The organism is Thermus sp. KWY1 (genome assembly GCF_057547025.1).
Genome location: NZ_BAAJPG010000031.1, coordinates 46437 through 73046, shown reverse-complemented (window position 1 = coordinate 73046; position 26610 = coordinate 46437). Strand labels below are relative to the sequence as shown.

The 26610-nt window shown below is 66.9% G+C and carries 29 protein-coding genes; 10 read left to right on the top strand and 19 right to left on the bottom strand.

What is annotated here, in order from left to right; all coding sequences use genetic code 11:
* Positions 1-3: 3 nt before the first annotated feature.
* On the bottom strand, positions 4-624 hold the full coding sequence (locus AC27GT_RS09505; protein WP_038029055.1) for a GNAT family N-acetyltransferase: 621 nt from the start codon (positions 622-624) through the stop codon (positions 4-6).
* 30 nt (positions 625-654) lie between these two features.
* On the opposite strand from AC27GT_RS09505, the gene AC27GT_RS09500 reads away from it, so the two are divergent.
* The gene (locus AC27GT_RS09500; protein ID WP_487224051.1) at positions 655-1734 is read left to right on the top strand and encodes a PIG-L deacetylase family protein; all 1080 of its coding nucleotides are present in this window, start codon (positions 655-657) and stop codon (positions 1732-1734) included.
* On the opposite strand, the gene scpB is transcribed toward AC27GT_RS09500, so the two are convergent.
* Entirely contained in the window at positions 1681-2202 is a 522-nt protein-coding gene (gene scpB, locus AC27GT_RS09495) for an SMC-Scp complex subunit ScpB (RefSeq protein ID WP_219759415.1), read from the bottom strand. The two genes, AC27GT_RS09500 and scpB, sit on opposite strands and share 54 nt — an antisense overlap.
* On the bottom strand, positions 2195-2788 hold the full coding sequence (locus AC27GT_RS09490) for an L-threonylcarbamoyladenylate synthase (protein WP_487224050.1): 594 nt from the start codon (positions 2786-2788) through the stop codon (positions 2195-2197). The genes scpB and AC27GT_RS09490 overlap by 8 nt, the downstream gene beginning before the upstream one ends.
* Between AC27GT_RS09490 and pilC the strand changes: the two genes are divergently transcribed.
* The gene (gene pilC / locus AC27GT_RS09485; protein WP_487224049.1) at positions 2787-4007 is read left to right on the top strand and encodes a type IV pilus assembly protein PilC; all 1221 of its coding nucleotides are present in this window, start codon (positions 2787-2789) and stop codon (positions 4005-4007) included. The two genes, AC27GT_RS09490 and pilC, sit on opposite strands and share 2 nt — an antisense overlap.
* Here the strand turns inward: pilC and AC27GT_RS09480 are convergent.
* On the bottom strand, positions 3982-4434 hold the full coding sequence (locus AC27GT_RS09480) for an EVE domain-containing protein (protein WP_487224048.1): 453 nt from the start codon (positions 4432-4434) through the stop codon (positions 3982-3984). The two genes, pilC and AC27GT_RS09480, sit on opposite strands and share 26 nt — an antisense overlap.
* Before the next feature lie 70 nt (positions 4435-4504).
* Here AC27GT_RS09480 and AC27GT_RS09475 point away from each other — a divergent pair, with 70 nt between their 5' ends.
* From AC27GT_RS09475 to AC27GT_RS09465, 3 genes are read left to right on the top strand one after another with little or no spacing between them, the layout of a single operon-like run.
* Positions 4505-4987 (top strand): hypothetical protein, encoded by a 483-nt coding sequence (locus AC27GT_RS09475; protein WP_487224047.1) that lies wholly within the window; start codon positions 4505-4507, stop codon positions 4985-4987.
* A 9-nt stretch (positions 4988-4996) separates the two neighbouring features.
* The gene (locus AC27GT_RS09470; RefSeq protein ID WP_487224046.1) at positions 4997-6364 is read left to right on the top strand and encodes an FAD-binding oxidoreductase; all 1368 of its coding nucleotides are present in this window, start codon (positions 4997-4999) and stop codon (positions 6362-6364) included.
* A gap of 50 nt (positions 6365-6414) precedes the next feature.
* A complete protein-coding gene (locus AC27GT_RS09465) occupies positions 6415-7350 on the top strand; it encodes a GGDEF domain-containing protein (RefSeq protein ID WP_487224045.1) in 936 nt (311 codons plus the stop codon).
* Here the strand turns inward: AC27GT_RS09465 and AC27GT_RS09460 are convergent.
* The 9 genes from AC27GT_RS09460 to AC27GT_RS09420 form a co-directional block, all read right to left on the bottom strand.
* Positions 7347-8426 (bottom strand): prephenate dehydrogenase/arogenate dehydrogenase family protein, encoded by a 1080-nt coding sequence (locus AC27GT_RS09460; RefSeq protein WP_487224044.1) that lies wholly within the window; start codon positions 8424-8426, stop codon positions 7347-7349. The genes AC27GT_RS09465 and AC27GT_RS09460 overlap by 4 nt on opposite strands.
* The gene (aroF, locus tag AC27GT_RS09455) at positions 8423-9457 is read right to left on the bottom strand and encodes a 3-deoxy-7-phosphoheptulonate synthase (protein ID WP_487224043.1); all 1035 of its coding nucleotides are present in this window, start codon (positions 9455-9457) and stop codon (positions 8423-8425) included. The genes AC27GT_RS09460 and aroF overlap by 4 nt, the downstream gene beginning before the upstream one ends.
* A 161-nt stretch (positions 9458-9618) precedes the next feature.
* On the bottom strand, positions 9619-10398 hold the full coding sequence (locus AC27GT_RS09450; RefSeq protein WP_487224042.1) for a VOC family protein: 780 nt from the start codon (positions 10396-10398) through the stop codon (positions 9619-9621).
* The gene (locus AC27GT_RS09445; RefSeq protein ID WP_487224041.1) at positions 10398-10934 is read right to left on the bottom strand and encodes a YceI family protein; all 537 of its coding nucleotides are present in this window, start codon (positions 10932-10934) and stop codon (positions 10398-10400) included. Before AC27GT_RS09445 ends, AC27GT_RS09450 begins: the two co-directional genes overlap by 1 nt.
* A 65-nt stretch (positions 10935-10999) precedes the next feature.
* Positions 11000-11812 carry a menaquinone biosynthetic enzyme MqnA/MqnD family protein gene (locus AC27GT_RS09440; protein ID WP_487224040.1) on the bottom strand — a complete coding sequence of 271 codons (813 nt, stop codon included), beginning with the start codon at positions 11810-11812 and terminating at the stop codon, positions 11000-11002.
* Positions 11812-12960 carry an aminofutalosine synthase MqnE gene (gene mqnE / locus AC27GT_RS09435; protein WP_487224039.1) on the bottom strand — a complete coding sequence of 383 codons (1149 nt, stop codon included), beginning with the start codon at positions 12958-12960 and terminating at the stop codon, positions 11812-11814. The genes AC27GT_RS09440 and mqnE overlap by 1 nt, the downstream gene beginning before the upstream one ends.
* On the bottom strand, positions 12957-13637 hold the full coding sequence (locus tag AC27GT_RS09430) for a hypothetical protein (protein WP_015716634.1): 681 nt from the start codon (positions 13635-13637) through the stop codon (positions 12957-12959). Before AC27GT_RS09430 ends, mqnE begins: the two co-directional genes overlap by 4 nt.
* A gap of 5 nt (positions 13638-13642) precedes the next feature.
* The gene (locus tag AC27GT_RS09425) at positions 13643-14086 is read right to left on the bottom strand and encodes a YqhA family protein (protein ID WP_015716635.1); all 444 of its coding nucleotides are present in this window, start codon (positions 14084-14086) and stop codon (positions 13643-13645) included.
* 9 nt (positions 14087-14095) lie between these two features.
* Positions 14096-15130 carry a substrate-binding domain-containing protein gene (locus AC27GT_RS09420; RefSeq protein ID WP_015716636.1) on the bottom strand — a complete coding sequence of 345 codons (1035 nt, stop codon included), beginning with the start codon at positions 15128-15130 and terminating at the stop codon, positions 14096-14098.
* Positions 15131-15220: 90 nt separating this feature from the next.
* Here AC27GT_RS09420 and AC27GT_RS09415 point away from each other — a divergent pair, with 90 nt between their 5' ends.
* From AC27GT_RS09415 to purD, 5 genes are read left to right on the top strand one after another with little or no spacing between them, the layout of a single operon-like run.
* A complete protein-coding gene (locus tag AC27GT_RS09415) occupies positions 15221-15754 on the top strand; it encodes a glycerol-3-phosphate acyltransferase (protein WP_038068543.1) in 534 nt (177 codons plus the stop codon).
* A 9-nt stretch (positions 15755-15763) separates the two neighbouring features.
* Positions 15764-16558, top strand: a complete 795-nt coding sequence (locus tag AC27GT_RS09410) for a fumarylacetoacetate hydrolase family protein (RefSeq protein WP_487224038.1) — start codon at positions 15764-15766, stop codon at positions 16556-16558.
* Complete coding sequence (locus tag AC27GT_RS09405) at positions 16552-17448, top strand: MBL fold metallo-hydrolase (protein WP_487224037.1); 897 nt, start codon at positions 16552-16554, stop codon at positions 17446-17448. Before AC27GT_RS09410 ends, AC27GT_RS09405 begins: the two co-directional genes overlap by 7 nt.
* Positions 17449-17452: 4 nt before the next feature.
* Positions 17453-18343 (top strand): phosphoribosylglycinamide formyltransferase, encoded by an 891-nt coding sequence (purN, locus tag AC27GT_RS09400; protein ID WP_248595785.1) that lies wholly within the window; start codon positions 17453-17455, stop codon positions 18341-18343.
* Positions 18340-19587 carry a phosphoribosylamine--glycine ligase gene (gene purD / locus AC27GT_RS09395; RefSeq protein WP_054391893.1) on the top strand — a complete coding sequence of 416 codons (1248 nt, stop codon included), beginning with the start codon at positions 18340-18342 and terminating at the stop codon, positions 19585-19587. Before purN ends, purD begins: the two co-directional genes overlap by 4 nt.
* A 12-nt stretch (positions 19588-19599) precedes the next feature.
* Here the strand turns inward: purD and AC27GT_RS09390 are convergent, their stop codons facing one another.
* From AC27GT_RS09390 to AC27GT_RS09365, 6 genes are read right to left on the bottom strand one after another with little or no spacing between them, the layout of a single operon-like run.
* Positions 19600-21513 carry a 3'-5' exonuclease gene (locus AC27GT_RS09390; RefSeq protein WP_487224036.1) on the bottom strand — a complete coding sequence of 638 codons (1914 nt, stop codon included), beginning with the start codon at positions 21511-21513 and terminating at the stop codon, positions 19600-19602.
* Positions 21510-21869, bottom strand: a complete 360-nt coding sequence (locus AC27GT_RS09385) for a response regulator transcription factor (protein WP_015716643.1) — start codon at positions 21867-21869, stop codon at positions 21510-21512. The genes AC27GT_RS09390 and AC27GT_RS09385 overlap by 4 nt, the downstream gene beginning before the upstream one ends.
* A complete protein-coding gene (locus AC27GT_RS09380) occupies positions 21844-24345 on the bottom strand; it encodes an ATP-binding protein (RefSeq protein WP_487224035.1) in 2502 nt (833 codons plus the stop codon). Before AC27GT_RS09380 ends, AC27GT_RS09385 begins: the two co-directional genes overlap by 26 nt.
* The gene (locus AC27GT_RS09375; protein ID WP_169378066.1) at positions 24342-24518 is read right to left on the bottom strand and encodes a hypothetical protein; all 177 of its coding nucleotides are present in this window, start codon (positions 24516-24518) and stop codon (positions 24342-24344) included. The genes AC27GT_RS09380 and AC27GT_RS09375 overlap by 4 nt, the downstream gene beginning before the upstream one ends.
* Positions 24515-26263 (bottom strand): putative nucleotidyltransferase substrate binding domain-containing protein, encoded by a 1749-nt coding sequence (locus AC27GT_RS09370; protein WP_487224034.1) that lies wholly within the window; start codon positions 26261-26263, stop codon positions 24515-24517. Before AC27GT_RS09370 ends, AC27GT_RS09375 begins: the two co-directional genes overlap by 4 nt.
* Positions 26217-26585 carry a hypothetical protein gene (locus tag AC27GT_RS09365; RefSeq protein WP_019549992.1) on the bottom strand — a complete coding sequence of 123 codons (369 nt, stop codon included), beginning with the start codon at positions 26583-26585 and terminating at the stop codon, positions 26217-26219. The genes AC27GT_RS09370 and AC27GT_RS09365 overlap by 47 nt, the downstream gene beginning before the upstream one ends.
* Between the last annotated feature and the right edge of the window lie 25 nt (positions 26586-26610).

The following is a 26610-nucleotide window of genomic DNA, read 5'->3' as shown; positions in this document are numbered from 1 at the left end:
TTTCTAAAGTTCCCTGACCCAGACCTCGTGGACCACGGGGTGGCCGTGGTAGGGAGCCCAGAAGGGGCTGGCCCGCTTGGCGTAGAGGCGGAAGCCCAGGCTCTGGTAAAGCTTCCTGGCGGCGGCGTTGGCCCGGGTGGTGGATAGCTGCACGCCCCTTACCCCTTTTTCTTTGAGGCATTCCAGGAACTCAGTCAGCAGGGCCTTGCCGATTCCCCTGCCCTGGGCTTTGGGGTCCACGGCGATGTGCAGGTGGGCGGGGTAAAGCCTCTTCGGGGCCTTGGGGCCCCGGTACAGGAGGAGCCTGAGGAGGTACCGGAGGTGGGGTAGGGGCGGGCCATAGCGGCCGAGGAGGAGTTTCAGGAGGAGGAAGGGCACTCGGGGAAGGAGGTAGAGGGTAAGGGGAAGGTCGGAGCAGGCACCCAGGATGTAGCCCAGGATCTCTCCTTCCTCCTCGGCTACCCTGTTGCAGCACCCCCGCCGCAGGTAGGGGGCCACGAAGAGTTCCCCCCAAAGCTCCCGGCTGGGAAAGACCAAAGGCCCTGCCCGGCCCAGGAGGAGGGTGCCGTGGGAAAGCCGGGTGATGGCGGAGAGGTCCTTTTCCTCGGCGGGGCGGAGGACCACAGGACCACTCTAGCCCGTAAAATGCCCCTCGTGCGCCGCCTGGCCCCCTGGCAGTGGCTTCTCCTCCTTCTGGCCCTCTACCTGCTTCTGGCGGAGGCCCTTAGGCTTTGGCTCGGCCTCCTCTGGGCGGAGCGGGTGGGGCTTGTCCTTGCGGCCCTGGGGGTGTGGGCCTTCGTCAACGGGCGCTTCATCTTCGCCTACTACCACGCCCTCGCCACTTCCTTGCGGGTGCGAAGGCTACCCTTGGCCCCGGGGCCGGGGCCAGGGGAACACCTTTTGGTCCTGGCCCCCCATCCCGATGACGAGGTGCTGGCGGCGGCGGGCCTGATGCGCCGCACCCTGGAGGCAGGGGGGCGGGTGAGCGTGGTCTACCTTACCTCGGGGGATGCCTTTGACCTGGCCGCGGGAAGTCCCCTGCCCTCCAAGGAGGCCATGCGCCGCCTGGCCTTAAGGCGCATGGTGGAGGCTTGGCGGGGCCTCGAGGCTCTGGGCCTTCCCCGGGATAGCGCCTATTTCCTCGGTTTCCCCGACCAGGGGCTTTTCGCCCTCTTCACCACCCATTACTACCTGCCCTACGAAAGCCCCTACACGGGGCTTAAGGCGGTGGCCTACCGTGGGTCTTACCGCCTGGGGCTTCCCTATACGGGCAAGGCTTTGGAGGCCACCCTGGTGGAGCTTCTCTCCTCCCTCAAGCCCACCCGCATCCTCCTGCCAAGCCCCCTGGATGCCCACCGGGACCACCAGGCCACGGGCTATTTCGGCATGCAGGCGGCGGCCTCCTTGGGCATGGAGGACAGGCTGGAGTACTACCTCATCCACGGAGGGTACCAGTACCCCTTGCCCAAAGGCCTCCATCCTCGGCTTCCCCTGTACCCGCCCCCCCGGGGTAGGGGGCTTCCCTGGCGGCGCTTTCCCCTCACCGAGGAGGAGGTTAGGCTAAAGGAAAAGGCCATCCGGGCCCACCGAAGCCAGATGCGCCTTCTCGGCCGGTTTCTTTTGGCCTTCGTGCGGCAGAACGAGCTCTATAGCCCCCTTCCCATCCCCGCCCGGGAGGCCCTAGCCCCGGAGGAGGAGGGGTGGGCCGTCCTCGAGGGGCGGGAGGTCCTCTAGGCTTTCCAGGCCGAACACCTCCAGGAAGCGCTCCGTGGTGCCGTAGAGCTTGGGCCGGCCCGGGGCATCCTTTTCCCCCACCACCCGGATCAGGCCCCGTTCCAGTAGGCTTTCCAGCACGCCCTCCACGCTCTTCCCCCGCATGGCCTCAAGCTCCGCCCGGGCCACGGGCTGGTGGTAGGCGATGAGGGCCAGGACCTCCAGGGCCGCCTTGGAGAGGCGGGGAGGGCTCGGCTTGAGGACCCTTTCCACCGACTCCAGGGCGCTTTCGTGCACCACCAGCCGCCATCCTCCCGCCACCCGTTCCAGGGCTACCCCCAGCTCCCCGTCCCTTAGGTCCGCCTCGAGGGCCTTGAGGGTGCGGAGGAGGGTTTCCTCGGGGTGGCCCAGGGCCTTGAGCTCCTTCAGGGCCACGGGCCTGCCGGCGGCGAAGAGCACCGCAAGAAGCTCCGCCTTCAGGCTAGGCATCCTGGAGGTAGGGCAGAAGGGCTTCCTTGGGGATGGCCCCTTCCCGCAGCACCTGGCCCGTGCGCAGGTCCACCACGCTGGAGGCCAAGCCCATAGCCTCCCCCGGGAAGATGTAGTTCACGGCAAAGGCCCGGGCCTCGGCCTCCGTGCGCACCGGGGGCTCGCCGCTCCTGTTGAGGCTGGTGGCCGCGGCATACCCGCCTACCCGGTGGAGAAGCTCCCGAAGGAGGGCATGGTCCGGCATCCTCAGCCCCACGGAACCATCCCGGCTGATCCAGGGGGGGATATTTTGCCCCGGGACCACCACGGTGAGGCCCCCGGGCCAGAAGGCCTCCGCCAGGCGCAGGAACTTATCCCGTAGCTTCCCGAGGTCCGCAAGCTTAAGGGCGCTTTCCAGGTCCGCCACCAGCACCTGGAGGGGCTTTTCCTCCTCCCGTCCCTTAAGCTCGTAGATGCGCCGGCAGGCGGCCTCGTCCTCCATCCGGGCCAGCACCCCCCAGACGGTGTCCGTGGGAAAGGCCACCAGGCCCCCACGCCGAAGGGTTTCCGCTGCTTCCTGTAGCTCCTTCTGGTATACTTCTACCATGCCAGTCTACCAGTATAAGGCCCGCGACCGCCAGGGCCGCCTGGTGGAGGCCACCATCGAGGCGGAGGACCTGCGCACCGCCGCCAGGCTCCTGAGGGACCGGGGGCTTTTCGTGGCCGAGATCAAGGAGCCGGGGAGGGGCCTGCAGGCTGAGGTGCGCCTTCCTGCCCTGGAGAGGGGTCCTGGCCTTAAGGACCTGGCCATCTTCTCCCGGCAGCTGGCCACCATGCTGGGGGCAGGGCTCACGCTTTTGCAGTCCCTTTCCATCCTGGAAAGGCAGACCGAGAACAAGAAGTTCCGGGAGATCATCAAGAAGGTCCGCACCGACATCGAAGGGGGCATGGCCTTTTCCGATGCCCTGGCCAAGCACAAGCTCTTCTCCCGGCTTTACGTGAACCTGGTGCGGGCCGGGGAAACCTCGGGCGGGCTGGACGTGATCCTGGACCGCCTGGCCACCTTCCTGGAGAAGGACCTGGAGCTCAGGGGCAAGATCCGTAGCGCCATGACCTATCCCGTGATCGTCTTCGTCTTCGCCGTGGGTGTGGCCTACTTCCTCCTCACGGGCATCGTGCCCCAGTTTGCCCAGATCCTCACGGACCTCGGCTCGGAGCTCCCCCTCCTCACCCGGTTCCTCATCGCCCTTTCCAACTTCCTGCGGGCGGCCACCTTGCCCCTGGTGCTTTTGGCGGTGGTGCTCTTCTTCGTCTACCGCTGGTACTACCGCACCCCCCAGGGGCGGAAGGTGGTGGACCGGATCAAGCTCCGCGTCCCCGTCTTCGGCAACCTCAACCGCAAGACCGCCGTGGCCCGCTTCTCCCGCACCCTGGCCCTCCTCCTTTCCAGCGGGGTGAACATCGTGGAGTCCCTGGACATCACCAAGGGGACGGCGGGCAACAGCGTGGTGGAGGAGATCGTGGACACGGCCAAGCTCAAGGTCCAGCAGGGAGAGCCTTTAAACCTCACCCTGGCCCAGCATCCCTTCGTCTTCCCCCCCATGGTGAGCTCCATGGTGGCCATCGGGGAGGAGACGGGGGCCCTGGACACCCTCCTTGCCAAGATCGCCGACTTCTACGAGCGGGAGGTGGACGAGGCGGTGGCCAGCCTCACCGCCGCCATCGAGCCCCTCATGATCATCTTCCTGGGCGTGATCGTGGGCATGATCGTGGCGGGGATGTTCCTTCCCCTCTTCAAGATCATCGGCACCCTTTCCGCGCAATAAGCCGTTCGGCCACCTCCGGGGGAACCGGCATCACGGAAAGCCGGTTCCCCTTTCGCACCAGGGGGTGGTCCTCAGGGAAGCAGGCCCTGAGCTCCTCCAGGGGAATGAGGGGCCAGGCCTCGAGGAACTCCACCTCCACCGTGTACCACCGGGGCTTTTCCCGGGTGGCCCTAGGGTCGAAGTAGGGGCTTTCTGGGTCGAACTGGGTGGGGTCGGGGAGGAGGGTGCCCACCACCCGGCAGAGCCCGGCGATGCCCGGCGGGTTGGCGTTGGAGTGATAGAAGAAGCAAAGATCCCCTACCTGCATTTGCATCAGGTAGTTCCGGGCCTGGTAGTTGCGCACCCCGTCCCAGATGGCCTTGCCCTCCCGCTCTAGGTCCAGGATGCTGTACACCTCGGGTTCGGATTTCAAGAGCCAGTAGGCCATGCCTCCAAGTCTAAAGGGGCCTTTAGCGGGGACAAAGCCCCTTTCTGAGGGGTTGGGGGAGCATAAGGGTATGCGGGGCCTTGTGCTGGTGTCCCTTTTCCTTTCCGCCTGTACCCTGACCCTGGAGGTGGTTTACCCGGGCCACCGGATCACGGGCTTGAGGACGCAAGAAACCTACTGCACCGCCGGCAACACCCGGGTGGACTTCGCCTTTGACCTGGAGGGAAGGCTGGACAGAGTGGAGTTTGTCTGGATTCCCGAGGGGTTGACCCCGGACCAGGCCCGCCCCGAGGAGCGGTATGCCCTCTTTGACCCCATCCATGCGGGACGGGTAAAGGGTTGGTTGGAGGTGACCGCCGAGGGAGAGGTGCTGGCGGTATCCCTTACCTCGCCTGGAAGCCTTTCCCTGAGGCCCCAGGGGATCATCGTGGAGCCCCTGCCCGACCGGAGGCTTTGGCTAAAGGGGTATACCGGGGGTCTGGCGGGGTCCTTCGTGCGGGCGGCCAACCGGGTGCGCCCGGACTCCTCTTCCTCCTGCGACCCTGCCTGGTAGCCTTAGGGCATGGGGGTCCGGAAGTTACCCTCCCTGGCCGAGGCAGTCCGCTCCGAGCTCAGGACCCTCTTTGGGCCCAGGGTTCTTCTTTCCCGTTCGGAAAAAGGGGTTTACCGCTATGACGCCATTTTGGTGGGGCCAGAGCCTCTGGCGGTGGTCCTGCCCGAATCCCGGGAGGAGGTGCAGGCCCTGGTGCGCCTGGCCCGCAAGCATGGTCTTTCCCTGGTGGCCCGGGGTGCGGGAAGCGGTTTGAGCGGCGGGGCGGTGCCCGAGGAGGGAGCCCTCGTGGTGGCCTTCACCCGCATGACCCGCCTGGAGCTGGACCCCAGGGGCCGCACCGCCTGGGCCGAGCCCGGGGTGACCACGGCCAGGATCTCGGAGGAGGCCAGGCCCTACGGGCTTTTCTACCCTCCCGATCCCGCCTCGTGGCGCACCAGCACCCTAGGGGGAAACCTGGGGGAGAACGCCGGGGGACCCCTTTGCTTCAAGTACGGGGTCACGGGGGATTATGTGCTGGAGCTGGAGTTCGTGGATACCTGGAGCGAGGTTCACCACCTGGGCCGCCAGGCCTACGACCTGCCTGGCCTCCTCATCGGTTCGGAAGGAACCCTGGGCCTCATCACGGGGGTGCGGGTGCGCCTCCTTCCCTTGCCCCGGTACCGGGCCACCCTGATGGCGGCCTTCCCCGAGGTGGGTGCCCTGGCCCAGGCGGTTTCCCAGGCCATCGCCCGGGGGGCGGTGCCCGCCAGGCTGGAGTTTTTGGACCCCATCTGCGTGAACGCCGTGGAGGACTACCTGGGCATGGGCCTTCCCCGGGGGCACGCCCTCCTCCTGGCGGAAACCGATGGGGATGACCTCGAGGTGGTCCAGGAGGAGCTTTCCCTGGTGGAGGAAACCGCGGCCAGCCTTGGAGCCAGGGTGCAAAGGGCCCGGGACGAAAGGGAGGCAGAGGCCCTTTGGCGGGCCAGGCGGAGCGTGAGCCCGGCCCTGGGCCGCATCCGCCCCAAGCGGGTCAATGAGGACATCGCCGTGCCGAGAAGCCATCTTCCCCAGGTGGTGCAGGAGATTTCCGCCTTGGGGGAGGCCTACGGCCTGGTGGTGGCCCAGTTCGGCCACATCGGGGATGGAAACCTGCACCCCAACATCCTCTTTGACCCCAGAAGGGAAAGCGAGGAACGGGTGTGGGAGCTGGCCCACGAGATTGCCCGGGTGGCCCTCAGGCATGGCGGCGTCCTTTCCGGGGAGCACGGGATCGGCCTCATGAAGCGGGAGTTCATGAGGGAAGCGGTGGACGAGGCTACCCTCGAGGCCTTCCGCACGGTCAAGGCCACCCTGGATCCTGAGGGCATCCTGAACCCGAGGAAGCTTCTGCCCTAGCCCGGGTTTCTTTCACAGGGTTTTAACAGGAACCGGTCTACTCTGGAAGCATGGATGGCCGGGGCCGGTTCTTCTACCTTGCCAGCTGGGTGGGGATGGCCCTGGGCCTTTTGCTGCAAATGCGGATGTTTCCACCCCGGGGCCTGGAGATTCTCCTCTACTGCCTTTTCGTCCTCTCCGCCCTCTGGGCCCTGAGCCGGGGTCCCAAGCTGGCCCCCCGCTTGCTCCTCCATCCTGTGGGGGCCTACCTCCTCTTTGAGATGGCGCGGGTGGGGGATAGCTGGCCCCTGGTTGGCTTTTTCAGCCCCGCTTTGTACCTTTTGGCCGGGCTTGCCTATCCTCCCTGGTCCTTGGGGCACCTCTTGGGCGCTTTCTGGGGTGGGGTCTTGGTCCTGACCCCGCTCCTGCTGGGCCGCAACCTGGACTTCTGGCCCCACTTTGCCGTGAGCCAGATGATTCTCGTGGGCCTCACCTTCCTCCTGGTGCGCTTCCGCGAGCTTCACGGTCAGATGCGCTTCTGGCGGGAGCAGGCCCTCACCTGTCCCCTCACCGGCCTTCCCAACCGGAGGGCCCTGGAGATGGCCATGGAGCGGGAGGCGGCGCGGGTGGAACGGGGGGAGGCACCCTTTGCCTTGGTCCTATTGGACCTGGACGATTTCAAGCAGGTGAACGACACCTACGGCCACCAGGAAGGGGATCGCCTTCTTAAGGAGGTGGCCCAGTACCTGGTGGCCCACGTGCGGCAGGGGGACCTGGTGGGTCGCTGGGGCGGGGAGGAGTTCGCCCTCCTCCTTCCCAGGACCCGGGGGGAGGAGGCCATGCAGGTGGCGGAGAGGATCCGAGAGGGCCTCAAGCGCCTGGGGATCACGGGAAGCCTTGGGGTGGCGGTGTACGAGGGGGACCTGAAGGATCTGTTCCAAAAAGCGGACCGGGCCCTCTACCTGGCCAAGGAAGGGGGCAAGGACCGGGTGGAGCGGAGTCTTTAGGGCAGGCGGTACCCTGCCTGGGCAAGCACCTCCCGGGCCCTTTCCCGCTCCTCCCGGCTGGCGAAGCCCAGGCGAATGGCTCCGGCTTCCTCCCGGATGGTGAGGACCTCGATGTCCTTGATGTTGACCCCGGCCTCCCCCAAGGCGGTGGCGATCCGGGCGATCTGGCCCGGGCGGTCCGGCACCTGGACCACCAGGTCGTGCATCTCGGGAAGAAGGCTCCGGCGCACGATGGGAAGGCTATCCCGGGTGCGCTTGGCTTCCTCCGCCGCCTGCAACAGGGCCTCGGGTTCATCCAGAAGTCCCTCCAGTTCCCAAAGGACCTCCCTTAGCTCCTCTATGGCTTCCTTGAGGGCTTCCTTGTTCTCCACCACCATGTCCCGGCTCATCCTGGGGGATCCCGAGGCCACCCGGGTGAGGTCGCGGAAGCCCCCAGCCGCCAAGAACATCAGGAGGTCCCGGTGGGGGCTTTGGGCCACCAGGCGGTTCAGGGCCACCGCCAGGAGGTAGGGCAGGTGGGAGATGCGGGCCACCAGGTTGTCGTGAAGCTCCGGGGTCATCTCCAAAGGGTAGGCCCCCAGGGCCTCCACCAGCTTCCGGATCCCCTCCTTGGCCCGGGGGCTGGTGTGCGGTGTGGGGGTCAGGACCCAGATGGCGTTTTGGAGAAGGCCGGCGTGGGCATTCCCCACCCCGGCCCGCTCGCTTCCCGCCATGGGGTGGCCCCCCAGGAAGTGGGGGAGAAGGCCCTCCAGGGCCGCCACCACCTTGGCCTTGACGCTCCCCACATCGGTCCAGAGGCTTTCCGGGCTGGCGAAGGGGGCCAGGGCTTTCCCCAGCTCCACCAGGGCCCCCACAGGGGCGGCCAGGACGCCCAGCTGGAGCTCCCCTACCCAGGGTCCCAAGGTGGGGTGCACCCGATCCGCCACCCCCAGGAAAAGGGCCTTTTCCAGGGCCTCGGGATCCTGGTCGTAGGCGTGGATCTCCTGGGCCAGGAAGCGCTCCTTCAGCCCCAGGGCCACGCTCCCGCCCAGAAGCCCCACGCCGAAGATGCCCACCTTGGCGAAAAGGGGCTTCATCCCAGAACCGGTGCGGAGAGGGTTTTGCCCAGGGCCTCCACCAGGCGCCGGGCCTTGGCCATGAGCTCGGCAAACTCCAGCTCGTGAAGCTGCTGGGCCGCATCGGAGAGGGCCTTTTCGGGCTCGGGGTGGGTTTCCACGATGAGGCCATCCGCCCCGGCGGCCAACCCCGCCAGGGCCAGGGGGATGACCCATTCCCGTCGGCCTGCGGGGTGGGAGGGATCCACCCAGACGGGAAGGTGGGTGGAGCTCTTGAGCACGGGAACCGCCGCCACGTCCAGGGTGTAGCGGGTGGCCTTCTCAAAGGTGCGGATGCCCCGTTCCACCAGGATCACCTGCATGTTGCCCCGGGAGAGGATGTACTCCGCGCTCATCAGGAACTCTTCCAGGGTCATGCTCATCCCCCGCTTGAGGAGGACGGGTTTTCCCACCTCGCCCACCGCCTGAAGCAGGGGGAAGTTCTGGGCGTTGCGGGCCCCGATCTGCAGGACGTCGGCGTACTCCGCCACCAGCTCCACCTGGTCTGGGGATAGCACCTCGGTGACCACGGGAAGCCCGGTTTCCCGCCGGGCCTCCGCCAGGATTTTTAGGCCCTCCACCCCCAGGCCCTGGAAGGCGTAGGGGCTGGTCCTGGGCTTGAAGGCCCCGCCCCGGAGCATGGCGGCCCCATGGGCCTTCACGTAGCGGGCGGCCTTGAGGGTCTGCTCCCGGGACTCCACCCCGCAGGGCCCGGCGGCGATGAGCACGTGGTCGCCACCCGTTTTCCCGGTGGGGAACTCCAGCACCGTGGGGAAGGGCTGGACCTCGAGGCTCGCCAGTTTGTAGGGCTTGGAGATGGGGATGACGTCCGCCACCCCGGGAAGGGCGCGGAAGTGCTCCATCAGCTCCGGGGTGGGCCCCCGGCCGATGGCCCCCACCAGGGTGGTCTCCACCCCCCGGGAAACATGGGGCCGGTACCCCACCTTCTCGATTTCCCGGATGACCTCATCCAGCTCCGCTTCCGTGTGTCCCCGCTTCATCACGATCAGCATCTTGGCCTCCTAAAAGCCTTGGGCGCCCCCTTTTTGGGGGCGCCCTCTTGCGGAAAAACCCTATGCGGACCGCAGGGCGCCCCCGGCGGGATAATAAAAGCCGAAATAGCGCCCATAGGTCCGCATATTGCCCCTAAGCTTAGTGAAGGTGGAAACCCCTGTCAAGAGGGCGCAGGGGCCTTGGTCCCTGGAGCTGAAAGGCGAACCGCTGCCCCTGTGGGATCCCTGAGGGCCATCTCCCGGCCCCAGGGGTCCAGGAGGGTGTAGCCCAGAAGCCCGGTGGCCCCTGGGGGGGCTTTCCGCCTTCCCGCCCAGATGTTGGCCCCCACGTGGTGGTGATAGCCATCCCAGGCGAAGAAGAGGGCTCCGGGGTAGGTGCGCAGGGTGACCTTCATGCCCAGTTCCCCCGTAAAGAAGGCCTCGGCTTCCTCGAGGCTTTCCACGTGGAGGTGCAGGTGGCCAAGGTGGGTTTCGGGGTGGAGGGGGCCGGGGCTTGGAGCCTCGGAAAGAAGCCTTTCCAGGTTCAAGGGGGCGGTGAACATCAAGGGTCCTTTGGGCCACTCCCCCTCGGGCCGGTCCCGGTAGAGCTCGAGGCCATTCCCCTCCGGATCGCGGAAGTACAGGGCCTCGGATACGCCGTGGTCCGCCGCGCCCTCAAAGTGGACCGGGGCGCTTAGGAGCTTCCGGGCCACCTGCGCCAGGGCCTTCCGGTTGGGGAGGAGGAGGGCGAAGTGGTAGAGGCCCACCGAGGGGTAGGGCCTTGGGAGGGCCTGGGGATCGTGGAGGATCTCCAGATGAAACCCCTCCCCCTCGGGGAATAGCCGGTAGCGGGGTGGGTCAGCTTCCACCTTTAGGCCCAGAAGGTCCCGGTAAAAGGCCAAGGCGGCTTCCAGGTCCCGCACCCTTAGGCTCAGGGAGGAAAGCCGCCTGGGAAAAGCCATTACTGGGCCACCGCCTCCTTGGCCTTCACCGCCTCGGTGTCCACGCTGAACCGCACCTCCTCGCCCACCAGGACCCCGCCCAGCTCCAGGGGCACGTTCCAGGTGAGGCCGAAGTCCTTGCGGTTCAGCTTGCCCTCGAAGTGGGCGGCAACGCGTTCGTTGCCCCAGGGGTCCTTGGCGGGGCCATAGGTTTCCACCTCAAAGGAAAGGGGCTGGGTGACGCCCCGGATGGTGAGTTCCCCCTCCACCCGGTACCGTCCCTCCCCCAGGGGGGTGATCCGCTCACTTTTAAAGAGGATTTCCGGGAAGTTCTCCGCATCCAGGAAGTCGGGAGAGCGGAGATGGTTGTCCCGGTCCGGCACGCCGGTGTGGATGCTCTTGGCATCCAGGCGCGCCTCCACCCGGAGGGGCCTCCCCGCCTCGTCGGTTTCCACAAAGCCCTCTTTAAGGTTCAGGGTGCCTTTAACCGTGGCGATCATCATGTGGCGCACGGCGAACTCGATGCTGGTGTGGGCTGGGTCTAGGTTCCAACGCATTTCTGAACCTCCTTGGGCTCGAGGCCCAAGGGTATAGTATCCATAGCGCTATAATCTGTCAAGCATCATCCCGGGTAGTAGCTGGGGGAGAAGGTGAGGCCCAGGGCTTGGGCAAAGGCCTGTAGGCCCAGGCGGTCGGGCTCCTCCAGGTGGTAGCGGAAGTTCCAGAGGTAGTGCTCCACCCAAGCGGGGTGAAGGCCAAGCCGCCGGGCCTCGGCCGCGGCCACCTCCCCGAGCCGGGCAAGCCCCTGGCGCCGGGCCCTCCTTAGGGCCCGCACCAGCTCCAGGGGGGGAGGGGTTTCCTTGCGGTAGGCCCAGACGGCGAAGACGAAGGGAAGGTGGGTGCGCTCAAACCAGAGCATGGAGAGGTCCACCACCTCCACCTCCCCGAAGCGGGTGGGGAGGGCGTGGGGGGTTTCGGGGAGGTGGTCTAGAAGGCTGGCGTAGGCCCTTATGGCCCGGTCGCCGATCAGCAGGACCCCGTCGTATTCGTCAAGGAGCTCAAGCCCTCCTTCCCGGTTATCGTACCGGGGGAAGCCCCCCCGTTCCCTTAAGAGGAGCTTCAGGAGCTCCACGCTGGTGGCGCTCTCCGTGGTGAGGGCGATCCGCCTTAGGTCCGCAAGCCTTTCCTTGTGGAACAGGTTCACGGAGTACACCCGCCCCAGCACGGCCACGGAGAAGTCGGGAAGGAGCCCCAGCTCCTCCTGGTGCTCCAGGTAGAAGTAGCTGGAAACCAGGGAAAGCCCCACCTCCCCCGAGAGGACCATGCGGTTGAGCTCCGAGGGGACCCCGTAGCGGAGGGCCCAGCCGTTGGCCTCCAGGAAATGGTAAAGGGGGGCGGTGTTGGCGTAGAGGGGAACCCCTAAGGAGTAGATCATCAGGCCCCTTGGGTACCTCCCTCGGCCAGAGGAGCCGCCACGCTGTCCCAGACCCGGATCTCCCGGTAAAGGGCGTCCCGCTCCACAGGGATCCGCCCCGCTTTGCGGATGATCTCCGCAAGCTCCCTCTTGGATAGCCCCTTGGGGGCGGGGCTTCCCGCCATGTGGACGATGCGCTCCTCGATCAGGGTGCCGTCGATGTCCGTGACCCCCCAGTCCAGGGAGACCTGGGCCAGCTCCGGGGTCAGGGTGGCCCAGTACCCCTTGATGTGGGGGATGTTGTCCAGGTAAAGCCGGGCCACGGCCAGGTTGCGGAGGTCGTCCAGGCCGGTGGTGAACTCCCGCTTGCCAAGTTGCTTGGCCAGCAGGTTGCCGTCCGGCTGGAAGGCCAAGGGGATGAAGCTCATGAACCCCCCGGTTTCGTCCTGGAGCCGGCGGAGCCGGTCCATATGGTCCAGGCGCTCCTCGAGGGTTTCTATGTGCCCGTAGAGCATGGTGGCGTTGGTGGGGATGCCGAGTTCGTGGGCGGTCCGGTGGATCAAAAGCCAACCCTCGGCGGAAACCTTGGCCCGGGCGATCTCCTTGCGCACCCTTTCGGCGAAGATCTCCGCCCCGCCCCCCGGCATGGCGTCCAGCCCCGCCTCCTTAAGGGCCTGGAGCACCTCCCTGTAGGGGAGGCGGGCGATCTTGGAGAAGTGGTGGATCTCCGCTGCCGTCCAGGCCTTCACCTGGACCCCGGGGAAGCTCGCTTTTAGGGCCCGCACCAGGTCCAGGTAGTAGGAAAAGGGCCTTTTGGGGTGGTGGCCCGCCGTCATGTGGATCTCCGTGAGGCCGGGCTGGTACCGCTCCCTCACCCAGGCCACCACCTCCTCCACATCCCAGTCCCAGGCCCCCTCCTCCCCGAACTTTCTCTGGAAGGCGCAGAAGGTGCAGCCCACGTAGCAGATGTTGGTCTGGGAAACGCGGATGGAGTGGACGAAGTAGGTCTTGTGCCCGTGCTTTTTCTCCCGCACCCGGTTGGCCAGGCGCATGAGGCCTGGCAGGTCCCGGGTTTGGTAGAGAATGAGCCCTTCCGCAAAGGTGAGGCGTTCGCCCGCCTCCACCTTTTCGGCGATGGGCCAGAGCTGGGGGTCCCGGATGCCCTTCACGAGGAGGAGTCTACCCCTTCCCGGAACCTTTGGACTAGGGCCATGACTTCCCTTCGCCTCCCCCCCACGCTTTTCCCCGGCAAAAGGCCCCGCAGGTAGCGATCGGTGAGGAGGAGGTCCACGTAGGGGTAGACGGTGGCGGCCATGACCGCATCCAAAAGGTCGGAAGGGCGGGGCTTGCGGTTTAGGTCCGAGGCCATGCGGGCGAGGAGCTCGGCCAAGAGGCGCACGAAGGGCACCTCCTTGAGCCCGGTGCGCCCTTTGATCTCCTGAAGGGCACCCTCGAGGGCTTCCCGGTAGGGCAGGCCCCTCAGGGCCTCGGGCAGGCCCTGGAAGGGGGAGAGGTCGGCGGGGGCCTCCCAGCTTCCCCCCCGCCAGAGGAAGTCCTCGCGGGAAAGCCCCCGCTCCTGGCGCACGGCCACCTCCTGCCAGGGGCGCACCCAGTACCCCTGGGAAAGCTCGGAGAAGAGATCCTGCAAGGCAGGTAGCAGGTAGCCTGCCTTTTCCTCGGGGCCCCGGATGGGGAAGAGGGTTTCCAGGACGTGGAAGGGGCTTGGAGGGGCCAGGACCCGGCCCTTCAGGGCCAGGTAGAGCTCGCCGAAGGCCTCGTGCCCCCGCTGGCCCAGGCGGTGCTTGGCCATGCGGCTGGCGTGGTTTTGGTCCAGGTAGACCAGCAAGTCCCTCAGTCTTTGGCCTTGGCCAGCCAAAGGGCGGAGGCCAGGAGGGCCACCCCGCCGGCGAAGAGGAGGAAGTCCAAGGAGGTCTGGGGCTTGAAGGCCGAGGCCTTTTCAAAGAACTTCACCACCAGGATCATGACGATCACCTGGCCCAGCTTGCCCTTGAGGTCCGCCAGGCTTTCCACCGTGAGGACGTTTTCCATGGGAAGTTCCAGCTTGCGGATGAAAAGCTCAAAAAGGCCCAGGCTGAAGATGAGGAAAACGGCGCTTAAAAGGGCCAGGTCCACGGCACCCACCAGGACGGGAAGGGCTTCGTCCAAGGGTTTTTGCACCGCAAGGAGGGTTTCCTCGAGGGCATGCCAGGCGAAGTAGAGGGCCCCGAGGAGCATCCCCACCACGGGGAGAAGCATGAGCCAGCGCAATGGGTAAACCAGGGCTTCCGGGCGCATGGGGAGATTCTAAGGCAGGTAGGGAACCGCAGGAGAGGTGCGGGTGGAGGCCCGTTCGATCAGGAGGGGTTCAAACCGCACGGCCCGGGGAGGGCCCGCATAGCCCTGCATCCTCTCCAGGAGAAGTTGCGCCGCCCGGGCGCCCATCGCCTCCACCGGCTGGGCGATGGTGGAAAGCCCCACCTCCTCGGTGAAGGGATGGCCGTCAAAGCCCAGAACCCGCACCTCCTTGCCCACGGTAAGCCCAAGCCTTTCCGCCTCTTCCAGGACGCCCAAAGCCACCTGGTCGGCCCCGGCGAAGATGTTGAGGGGCGGGGAGGCCTTCTCCAGGAAGTACCGGAGGGCTAGCCTCCCCCCTTCCTGGGAGAGCCGGGTGGTGTAGAGGTGCTCCTCGGGAAAGGGGCGGCCTGCCGCCTTGAGGGCTTCCCGGAAGCCGGCCAGGCGCTCGGCGAAGACCGTGTGGTGGAAGGCCCGGTCGGGTTCCTCCTCCACCTTCACGGCGAAGATGGGGCCGGGAAAGCGCGCCAGGTACTCCCCGGCCAGGTGGCCCCCCAGGAAGTTGTCCAGGAAGACGGAGTCGTACCGGGGGTTCTTGGCGTCCACCAACACCACGGGGCGGTCGGTGGGAAGACGGCCCCCCTCAAAGTGCTCGCTCAGGTCGTAGGAGGCGAGGATGAGGCCGTCGGTGAGGAAGGCCAGGGTGGAGCTTTCCAAATACCGCCTGAGCCGGGCCTGGGAGAGGATGGGGAAGAGGGCCAAGTCGTAGCGCTTTTCCAGGAGGACGCCCTCGATGCCCTCCACCAGCCTTCGGTAGAACTCCGTGGCCACGAAGGGAAGGAGGACGGAGACCGTGTAGCTTCTTCCTCCCGCGATGCGCCGGGCGTGGGGGTTCGGGGTGTAGCCCAGTTCCTCCATGGCCTTCAGCACCCGGGCCCGGGTTTCCGGGCGCACCGCCTTGTGGTTGTTGAGCACCCGGCTCACCGTGCCCAGGCCGACCCCGGCCCGGGCGGCCACCTCGAGGATGGTGGGTTTCTTCTTGCTCATAGTCTGGTTCCCTGTTCCTGGTGGAAGCGCTTCATGGAAACTTCCATAACCAGCATAGGGCAAGGAGAAGGTTTTTGCAAGAATGGGGGCATGGCCTATGTGCTTCTGGCGTACCTCCTGGGTTCCCTGGTGGGGGGGCTCCTCTTCTTCCCCGAGGTGCGGGCCAAAGATCTTCCGGGGGGCTCGGGGGTCTTCCGCCGCAAGGGTCCTTGGGCTGCCCTCGGGGTGGTGCTGTGGGACCTGGGCAAGGGAGCCTTGGCCCTTCTCCTTGTTCCCCCCGAGTGGCGGGTGTGGGCCGCGGGGGCGGTGGTGGCGGGGCACAACTGGCCCCTGTTCTTCCGCTTCCGGGGCGGGGGTGGGATTGCCCCCTCCCTGGGCTACTTCCTGGCCTGGCTTCCCGGGGAAACCCTGGGGGCGGCGCTTTTGGGCCTGGGGGTGGCGGGGATCTACCACCTCCTTTACTGGAGGAAGCGGCGCAAGGGTATTTATCCCATACCCTTCGGGGCCATCTTCGGCTACCTGGCGCTTTTGCTCCTGGCCCCCGCCGAGGGGCGGCTTGCGGCCTTGCTGGTGGCCCTGGTGGTGGCCCTGAGGGGTCTGCAAATCCTCTCGGGAAGATGGTAGCTTTAGGGCATGAAGCTTTTACGTTTTAACGAAGGCCGCTGGGGGATACTGGAAGGGGAGCTGGTTCTGGAAACGGATGGCCCCGGGGGAAACCCCACGGGAAGGCGCTACGACCTGGCCTCGGTGCGCCTTCTGGTCCCGGCCACGCCCAGCAAGATCGTGTGCGTGGGGAGAAACTACCGGGAGCACATCCGGGAGATGGGGCACGATTTCGGCCAGGACCTGCCCAAGGAGCCGGGCCTGTTCCTGAAGGCCCCCAACACCCTGGCCCACCCCGGCAACCCGCGGGATCCCTGGAACACGGGGGATGCGGTGCCCTACCCCTTCTTTACCCGGGAGCTCCACTACGAGGGGGAGCTGGCGGTGGTTATCGGCGACCGCATGCGGAACGTGCCCCCGGAAAAAGCCCTGGACCACGTGCTGGGGTACACCATCGCCGTGGACATCACCGCCCGGGATGCCCAGAAACAGGACCTCCAGTGGGTGCGGGCCAAGAGCGCCGACAAGTTTCTCCCCCTAGGCCCCTGGATTGAAACCGATCTGGACCCGCAGAACACCTGGGTGCGCACCTACGTGAACGACCAGCTTCGCCAGGAGGGGCATATCTCCGCCATGATCTTCAGCGTGGCCGAGATCCTCTCCTACATCTCCAGCTTCATGACCCTGGAGCCCTTGGATGTGGTCCTTACCGGCACCCCGGAGGGCGTGGGGGCCTTAGAGCCGGGGGACAGGCTGGAGGTGGCCATTGAGGGCATCGGCACCCTGCACACCCGGATCGGCCCTAAGGAGGAGCGCCCATGGTGAAGGTCTTGGACCTCCAGTTTCAGGGGGCGGAGAAGGTCATCGCCAGCTTCCTCCTCCAGTCCCGGGAGGGGCCGGTTCTGATCGAAACGGGGCCGGAGAGCACCTATGCCCGCCTCGAGGCCGCCTTGAAGCAAGAGGGAGTGGACCCTAAGGAGGTCCGCCATGTCTTCGTGACCCACATCCACCTGGACCACGCCGGGGCCGCCTGGCGGTTTGCGGAGCTTGGGGCCACGGTGTACGTGCATCCCAAGGGGGCTCCGCACCTGGTGGATCCCTCGAGGCTTCTGGCCTCCGCTGAGCGCATCTACGGGGCGATGCTGAAACCCCTCTGGGGGGAGCTTAAGGGGATCCCCCAGGAGCGGGTGCGGGTCCTGGAGGATGGGGAGGTGGTGGACCTCGGGGGGCTTAGGGTCCAGGCCCTGGAAACCCTGGGCCACGCCTCCCACCACCATGCCTACCTGGTGGATGGCCTCCTCTTCGCCGGGGACATCGCCGGGGTGCGCATCGCCCCGGGGCCGGTTCTGCCCCCTACCCCACCCCCCGACATCCACCTGGAAAGCTGGTACGCCTCCTTGGACCGCATCCTGGCCCTCAGGCCCGAGGTCCTCTACCTCACCCACTTCGGTCCTTACCGGGACGTGGAAGCCCACCTCCTGGCCTTGCGGGGGGTTTTAGAGGAGTGGGCGGGCTGGGTCCTGCACCGGCTTAAGGAGGGGCTTTCCCTGGAGGAGATGACCGAGCGCTTTGAGGCCTACTGGCGGGAGGGCTTGGGGCGGGCCGGGGTGGAGGAGGAGGGAATGCGCCTCTACGTGCTCGCCGATCCCCCCTACATGAACCTGCAAGGTCTGGTGCGTTACTGGCAGAAGCACCACCCGGAGGCCCTGGGATAGGCTTATGCTGAGCCCGTTTCCCTTGGGCCGTCCCGCGCGGATGGCGGTTATGGCCTCGGGCCGGGGCACCAACCTGGAGGCCCTCCTGGAGGCCTTTCCCCCCCAAAACCCCTGGGGGGAGGTGGTTCTGGTCCTCTCGGATAACCCGGAGGCCTACGCTTTAGAGCGGGCCTCGAGGCGGGGGGTGGAGGCGGTGGCCATCCCCTGGCGGGGGAGGAAGGCGTTTGAAAGGGAGGCCCTGGACCTTTTGCGGGCCAGGGATGTGGACCTGGTGCTCCTGGCTGGCTTCATGCGCCTCCTCTCCCCGGGTTTTGTGGAACCCTGGTACGGGCGCCTTTTGAACATCCACCCTTCCCTCCTCCCCGCCTACCCAGGGCTTCACGTGCACCGGAGGGTCTTGGAGGCGGGGGAAAGGGAAACGGGCTCCACGGTGCACTTCGTGGACCAGGGGATGGACACCGGGCCCATCGTCCTCCAGGGGCGGGTGCCCATCCTGCCCGGGGATACCCCGGAAACCCTGGAAAGGCGGGTGCTTTTCCTGGAGCACCGCCTTTACCCCAGGGCGGTGCGCCTGGTGCTTTCGGGACTGGCCTTCCCCCCGGGGGAGGGCCTGAAGGCCCTTCTTGGGGAGGCTTGGCCCCGCTTCCAGGGGCTCACTCCCAGGGAGAAGCCCCTTTATCTCCGGGCCGCGGCCCTGCTTTCCGCCTGGGGCCTGGGGGGCCTGGTGCCGGCCGCCTTTATGGGCCAAGGGGGGGACTGGGGCCGGGGGGCCTTCCTCACCGCCCACCTCCTGGCGGAGGACCATCCCGCCCTACGCCGGGAGCTTGCCGAGCTTCCTGAAGAGGTCCGCCTGAGGGCCGAGGAGGCCTTGAGGCGGGTAGAATCTCCCCTATGAAGGTGCTGGTGGTGGGTTCCGGAGGGCGGGAGCACGCCCTCCTTTGGAAGGCGGCGCAAAGCCCCCTGGTGGATCGGCTCTACGCTGCTCCCGGCAATGCCGGGATGGCGGCTTTGGCGGAGCTGGTTCCCTGGAATGGGGACGTGGAGGCCCTGGCGGACTGGGCTTTGGCCGAGGGGATAGACCTCACCCTGGTGGGTCCCGAGGCCCCCTTGGTGGAGGGCATCGCCGATGCCTTCCAGAAGCGGGGCCTTCTGATTTTTGGCCCCACCCAGAAGGCCGCCATGATCGAGGGTTCCAAGGCCTTCGCCAAGAGGCTTATGGAGCGCTACGGCATTCCCACGGCCCGGTACCGCGTGTTCCAGGATGCCCTCCTGGCCCTGGAGTACGTGGAAAGCGTGGGGGTGCCCATCGTCATCAAGGACTCCGGCCTGGCGGCGGGCAAGGGGGTGACCGTGGCCTTTGACCTGCACACCGCCAAGCAGGCCGTCCTCAACCTTCTCTCCGGCCCCGAGGGGGGGGAGGTGGTGGTGGAGGAGTACCTGGAGGGGGATGAGGCCACGGTGCTGGCTCTGACCGATGGCGAAACCGTCCTGCCCCTCCTGCCCTCCCAGGACCACAAGCGCCTGCTGGATGGGGACCAGGGGCCCATGACCGGGGGCATGGGGGCGGTGGCTCCTTACCCCATGGAGGCCGCCACCCTGAGGCGGGTGGAGGAGGAGATCCTGAAACCCTTGATCCAGGGCCTGAGGGCGGAAGGGGTGGTCTACCGGGGGGTGGTCTATGCCGGTTTGATGCTCACCCGGGAAGGCCCCAAGGTGCTGGAGTTCAACGCCCGCTTTGGCGACCCCGAGGCCCAGGCCCTCTTGCCCCTTTTGCGGAATGACCTGGTGGATTTGGCCCTGAGGGTGGCGGAGGGGCGGCTTAGGGGAACGGAGCTGGCTTGGCGGGAGGGAGCCTCCGCCTGTGTGGTTCTGGCGGCCCCCGGTTACCCGGAAAGCCCGAGGAAGGGGATCCCCCTCCATGTCCCGGAGCCGCCGGAAGGGGTTCTGGTCTTCCACGCCGGGACCCGGTGGGAGGGGAACAGCCTGGTGAGCGCCGGGGGGCGGGTTCTGAACGTGGTGGGGCTAGGAAAAACCCTGGAGGAGGCCCTTTCCCGGGCCTATGGCTTCATTCCCCACGTGGGCTTCCCCGGAGCCCAGTACCGGAAGGACATAGGCCGCAAGGCCCTCCGCCTGGGCTAGGGGGCTTGGCGGTCAGTACTTGAGCCGGGCCAGGGGCAACCTGGCGCAGGCCCTGAGCACCTCCCCCAGGGTGCGGTAGCCCTTGGCCCTGAGGAGGGGGACCATCCCGGCGAAGACCTCTGCGGTCATGAGGGCATCCCCCAAGGCGGTGTGCCGGCCGATCACGGGCACGCCGAAGCGCTCCGCCAGGGTTTCCAGGCGGTGGTCCTGGAGGTCGGGGAAGAGCAGGTAGGAAAGGAGGAGGGTATCCACCAAAGGGGGCTGGTCGATCCCCACCCGCCTTAGGAAGGCCATGTCAAAGGCCCCGTTGTGGGCCAGGAGCACCGTGTCCTCCAGGAACAGGCGAAACCCAGGGAGCACCTCCTCCAGCTTGGGCTTTTCCTTCAGCATCTCCCAGGTGAGGCCGTGGACCTCGGTGGAGGCCTTGGGGATGGGGCGTCCAGGGTTGACCAGGGCCTCGAACACCTCGTGGCGGAGCACGGTTTTCCCCAGGATGTGGACCGCCCCTAGGGCGATGATGGCGTCCTTTTCCGGATCCAGGCCCGTGGTTTCCAGGTCGAAGGCAGTGTACAGGAGGCCTTCCAGGGGAGCCTCCTCCAGTTCCTCGGGGGCGTGGAGCAGGGAGAGGTCGAAGACCTCGGCCCGGGGGGGAGGGCCTGCCTTGGCGGGAAGCCGGGGGGCTTCCCGGGCGGGGAGGAGGAGGTGAAGGCGGGATCCCGTCCACCAGGCGCTCCCGCCGGACCTCTCGACCGCCTCCTTAAGCAGGGGGGGAAGGTCGGGGTGGGCATCCCCTGGGCTCATAGGGGATTTGGGCAGGGTGAGGGTGAGGTGGAGCAGGTTCCCCTCCCGCCTTCCCTCCAGGAAGGCTTCCTCCTCGTCCCTTAAGGCGGCGGCCAGGCCTCGAGCCAAGGCGTAGGTGTCCGCCTGGACCAGGAGGTTCCTGGCTTCCTCTTCCAGGGAGAACCCTGGGGAAACCCCTGTTTCCCGCTCCAGGGCCTGGGCCAGGAGGGCTAAAAGGTCTTCCGCCAATACCTCCGCCGCCTGGGCCGGGGCTTCCCAGGAGGCCACCAGCTGGCCGAGCTCCTCGGCGGTGGCCTTGGCGGTCTTGAGGAGGGGCTCGAGGGGGGTTCCCCTGGCCTCCTGGTCCAAGGCTTCCGCCAGGGCCTTGAGCCCCGCCAGCTTGTCCTTCAGGCGGTGGAGGAGGGCGGCATCCCACCCGCCCTTTTCCCGGGCCTCCTCCAGGAGGACCAAAAACCCTTCCTCCCCCTCCAGGGGCACCACCTGGAGCCAAAGCGGCCCTCTGGGCCCCTGGGTTAAAAACCGCTCCTCCGGCAGTCCCAGGGCGTGGACCATGAGCCCGCGGTCCAGGAGGCCGAAGAGGCTTTTGCCCACCCCCAGGCCCTCCCCTAAAAGCTCCCGGGCTCCTTGGTTGTAGAGGAGGACCTGGCCCTTGGGGTTGGCCAGCACCACCCCGTGGGGAAGGTGGCCGATGAGGGCGGCAAGCTTCTTCCTCTCCTCCTCCAGGAGGGATTTGGCCTCGGCGATGCGCGCTGCCACCTCCTTTTCCAAGGCCTCCTTTTCCTGGGCCAGGCGGTTGATGAGGTCCGCCAGGGCCCTGAGCTCAAAGGGCCCCCGGAGGCGCAGGCGGTGGCCGGGGTTGGCCAGGAGGATCTCCGCCTCCTGGCCCAGGGCCCGGGTGGCGGCCAGGTAGCCCAGGAAGACCGGGTAGAGGAGGGCGGCCAGCACCAGGGTGAAGAGGAAGCCCACGAAAAGGAGCACGGGTAACTTCGCCTGAGCCAGGCGGAGAAGTTCCTCTTTCAGGCTCTCCTCGCCTTGAAGGAGGAGGAAAAGGCCCAGGCCCACGGTTCCCCCCACCAGGAGGAGGCCCAGAAGAAGGGCTCCCAAAAAGCGCAAGGTTTCCCTCATCTTCCCCCCGCCAGCTCCTCCACCTGGGAAAGGAGGTCCTGGATGCCAAAGGGCTTGGCCATGAAGGCCTCGGCTCCCAGGGCCAGGGCCTTGGCCCGGTCCGCCTCCCGCCCCCGGGCGGTGAGGACCAGGACCTTGGGCCTTTGGGATAGGGCCTTGGCCCGCTCCAAAACGGCGAAGCCATCCATGCCCGGAAGCATGAGGTCCAGCACCATGAGGTCAAAGGCTCCTCGGGATAGGGCCTCGAGGGCCTCCTCCCCCGTGCGGGCCAGAACCACCTCGTGCCCGGCCTTCTTCAGGAGGAACTCCAAAGGCACCAGGATGCTTTCCTCATCGTCCACCACCAGAATCCTCATGCTCCACCTCCAGGGGAAGGGTGAAGGCGAACGTGGCTCCCTCCCCCTCCTCCAACCAAATCCGCCCCCCCAGGCTTTCCACCAACCTCCGCGCCAGGAAAAGTCCCAGGCCCGTGCCTCCGGAGAAGCTCTGGAAGGGTTCGAATACCAGGGCCCTAGCCTGGGGGGGTACTCCGGGACCATCGTCAAAGACCCGGAAGAGGGCCTCGCGGTTGGTGAGGGTAAGCTCCAGACGCACCCGGCTTCGGGCGTGGCGCAGGGCGTTGTGGAGGAGGTTCAAAAGCACCTGGAGGACCCGGTCCCGGTCCGTGAGGGCTTGCACCCCCGCCAGATGGGACTCCATTGTAATGCCCCTTTCCCGGGCCAGGGGTTCCACCAGGGCCAGTGCCTCCTCGGCCAGGGCCCGAAAGTCCGTGGGGCTGCGGGCAAGGGGCACCCCCGCCTGGAGCCGGGTGTAGGCCAGGATCTCCTCCACCAGGCGGGAGAGCCTGGCGGTTTCCTTGGCCAGCAGGGACACGAAGCGCCCACGCTCCTCCTCGGAAAGGTCGGGGTTGGCCTCGAGGATCTCCGCCAGGGCCCGCACGGCGGTGAGAGGGGTTTTGAGCTCGTGGGAAACCGCAGCCAGAAGCTCGTCCTTGGCCTGGTCCAGGGCCTTCAGGCGCTCGTAGGCCTCGGCGAGCTCCTTCCTGGCCTCCTCGAGGGCCTGGGCGTAGGCCCGAAGCTCCCGGGATTCCCGGGCGGCCTCCTCCACCTCCTCCCGCAGGGCTTCCGGGGGGGCCTCCCGGGTGACGGAGAGGAGGAGGAGCTTGGCGGTGGCGGGCCCCACGGACCCCGCCAGCAGGGTTTCCGCAAGGCCCGCCGCTTCCCGGCCCGGGAGGTCCCGCGCCTGATGGCGGAAGCTTTCCTCCGCCTCCGGCCCCAAGACCCGCCTGAGGAGGGCGGCGAGTTCCTCCACCTCCCCGGTGCGCTCCTCCTGCAAGGCCTTCCGGCGGGTGAAGAGGGAAACCCCGAGGGTCAGGGCCAGGTTCAGGGTAAGGCTCGCCAAAAACCCATGGGTCACGGGATCCAGCCCCCGGATTCCCAAAAGCCCTTCCGGCCTTAAGAGGGGGTGGGGGCCTTCCAGAAAGAAGGAGGGGAGCCAGCCCGAGCGGGCCAGGGCCGGTAGAAAGAGGGTATAGGCCCAGATGACGATTCCTCCCAAGAGGCCAGCCAGGGCCCCCTGGGGCGTGGCTCCCTTCCAGAAGAGCCCAAGAAGACCCGCCGGGGCCAGCTGGGCCACGGCCACAAAGGAGATGAGGCCCATGGCCACCAGGGCGTAGGCCTCCCCCGCCAGACGGAAGTAGAGGTAGGCCAGGAGCATCACCGCCAGGATGGAGATCCTCCGCCAGAGGAGGAGGCTTCCCAGGGCACGGAAGCGGAGGAGGAGGGGGGAGAGGAGGTGGTTGGAGATGAGGATGGAGAGGGCCAGGCTTTCCACCACCACCATGGCCGTGGCCGCCGAAACCCCGCCCAGGAAGGCCAGAAGGGCCAAGGGAGCGCTCCCGAGCTCCAGGGGCAGGGCCAGCACGTAGAGGTCCGGATTCCCTTCAGGCAGGAGAAGCCGGCCCCAAAGGGCCAGAGGAAGGACGGGCAGGTTGATGAAAAGAAGGTACAGGGGGAAGGCCCAGGCCGCCAGGCGGAGGTGCCGAGGGTCGGTGTTTTCCACCACGCTCACGTGGAACTGCCGGGGCAGGAAGAGAAAGGCGAGGCCAGAAAGGACCACCAGGCTCGCCCACTCCAGGTGACCGGTAAGGCCCTCCTGGGGGAGGAGGAGGGGGAGGAGCTCGGGATGGCCCTGGACCCTGGGAAACGGGTTTCCCAGCTGCCAGAGGACCACTCCCCCCACGAGGAGGAGGGCCAGGAGCTTCACGAAGGACTCAAAGGCCACCGCCAATACCAGGCCCCGGTGTCGTTCCGAGGGATCCAGGCGGCGAGTTCCGAAGAGGATGGCGAAGAGGGCCAGGAGCAGGGCGGTGGGGAGGGCGATGTCCGTGGGGGGCTCCTCCTCGCCGCTAAGGAAGAGAAAGGCTTGGGCGATGGCCTTGAGCTGCAGGGCCAGGTAGGGAAGCAGGCCCACCACCAGAAAGGCGGCGGTCAGGGGGCCAAGGAGGCCGTGTCCGAAGCGCAGGTAGAGGAAGTCGGCCCAGGAGGTGAGACGGTGGGCGCGGGCCAGGGAGAGCAGTTTTTCGTGAAGAAACGGCCAGAGGAGGAGGACCAGGGTGGGCCCCAGGTAGATGGGGAGGAAGCTGGCTCCCTCCATGGCCGCCCAGCCCACGCTTCCCATAAAGGTCCAGGCGGTGGCGTAGACCGCCAGGGAGAGGGTGTACGCCCAGGGGCTTTGGACCAAAAAGCGTCCCCGCCCTTCCCCCAGGAGGGCCACCAGGAAGAGGAGGCCCAAGTAGAGGAAAAGGCTCAGGAGGAGAAGGAAGGGGTTCATGGTCGGCGGAACAGGAGGTAGGCCAAAAGCACCACCAGGCCCCAGGAGCCGTAGAGGTAGAGGTAAAGGGGGGGAAGCCCCCAGGGCCCCAGGGGGCTGGGGAAGACCAGGCTTACGGGGAAGAGGAAAAGGAAAAGGGCCAGGAGGAAAAGGGCGAAGGACCTCTCCTTCATCGCAGCTGGAAGCGGCTTGCGGTGCTTTCCTGCATCTCGGCGATGGCCCGGAAGCCCTCGAGGGCCTTCCGCCGTTCCCCTGGGGACAGGCTGGACCAAAGCACCCGGTTGCTCACCTCTCCACCCCGCTCCAGGGCCCGTAGCTGGTGTTTCAGGCGCAGGGCGAAGAAGAAACGGAAGGCCTCCTCGAGGCGTTCCGCTCCCTCTTGGCTTAGGGTGCCTCCCTCCGCCGCCGCCTTAAGCCTTTCCACCGTGCCCTTGGCCGGGCTTCCCGCCATGAGGGCATAAAGCCGGGCCAGGGCCACGATGGGGGCGAGGGCGTGGCGCTTGAGATCCACAAAGCCCTCCTCCGTGCGCACCCTTCCAAAAAGGCCCAAGGGAGGACGGAACTCCAGGCTGGCCTGGGCCAGGTGGTAAAGGAAGACCCCCTTCCGGCTCCCCTCCAGGATGGTTTCCTCTAGGGGCTTTAGGGAAAGGCTCCCCGCCGCCTTGCGCAGGTCAAAGAAGATCTGGGTTTCCAGGAGGGCCTGGGGCTCGGGGGCCTCCATCCAGCGGCGGAAGGTTTCCTGCCATTCCGGTAGGGTCTTGCGCCAGCGGGTGGCCATGTACCCTCCCTTGCACTCCGGGATCCCGGCCCGGATCAGCCCCCCCACCACGTGCTCCGCCAGGGCTTGGAAGTAGGCCTCATGGCCATCGCTTTCCAGCACCAAGGCGTTGTCCTGGTCCGTCAGAAGGGCTTGCTCCCGCCTCCCCTCCGAGCCTAAGACCAGAAAGGCGTAGGCCACGGGAGGGGGGCCTAAGGCGGCCTCTACCTCTCTCACCAGGCGGCGGATGAGGGCGTCGTTGAGGGAGGCCACCACCCGGCCGATCTCCACCCCGCCCAAGCCCCTTTGGAAGAGGCCTTCCACCAAGGAGGCCACCTCGAGGCTATACCGCTCCAGCTCCAGCCTCTCGATCCGCCTCAGGAGGAGGAGGGGGCTTTGGGCCTGGTTCAGAAGGAGGTCGGTGTGGGTGACCACCCCCACCACCCGTTCCCCTTCCGTGAGGGGCAGGTGGTGGATGCCCCGCTCCACCATGGCGGCCAGGGCCTCGTAGATGGGGGTTTCCGCGGGGAGGGAGAAGAGGGGAGAGGTCATCACCTCCCCCACGGGGGTGGAAGGGGGGCGGCCCTCGGCCAGGACCCGGTTTCTCAGGTCGCGGTCGGTGAGGATGCCCGGGGGCTCGCCTTCCACCAGGAGGCTGGAGATGCCTTCCTGGCGCATCCTCCTGGCCGCTTCCTCCACGGTGGCGGAAGGCGGGATAAAGGCGGGCGGGCGGCGTACCAGCTGGCCCACCGGCGAGAAGAGGGAGGGGGCTGGGGCCAGCCTGAGCCGGACCCGTTCCACCAGGCCCTGGCCGAAAAAGCGGGCTACATCTGGATAGGCCAGAAGCCTTTGGAAGGCCTCCTTGGGAAAGGCCAGGACCTTAACGGGCGTTTTGGCCACCACGCTTAGGGAAGGAGGCTCCCCGGAGAGGAGGGAGGGGAAGCCGAAAAACTCCCCCGCCTCGAGGGTCCCTACCTCTTCTTCCCCATCCAGGAGGGCCACGGTTCCCTCCAGGAGCAGGTACAGGGCCTGCGCGGGCTCGCCCCCCTGGTCCAGGAGAAAGGTGCCAGGGGGATGTTCTTCCGCCCGGGCTTCCTTCAGCAGGGCTTCCCGTTCAGCCTCGGGAAGGGCGTTTAGGGGTGGAAGGGTTCTGGGATCCATACTCCGGGGTCAGCCAGGCCAGGAGGGGAACCAGGAGGTGAAGGGCCACCTGGGCCTGCAGGAGGATCAGAAGGCCAATGCCCAGCATGAAGGCCGGGGGGAGAAGCACCACCAGGCGGATCACCCGGCCTATCCCCGGCTCGGGTAAGGGCCAGATGCGGTGGTAAAGGATCCCAAGCCCCACCCCGACACCGGCTCCCAGGGCGATCTGGAGCAGGGTAACCGGGGTGGGGAAGGGAAGGCCCAGGAGGTAGTGGCCCGTGAGGTAGAAGCCGAAGAACACCACCAGGCTTCCCAGGTAAAACCGCAGGTAATGGAGCATGAGGATAGTTTAAGGGGGGCAGAAG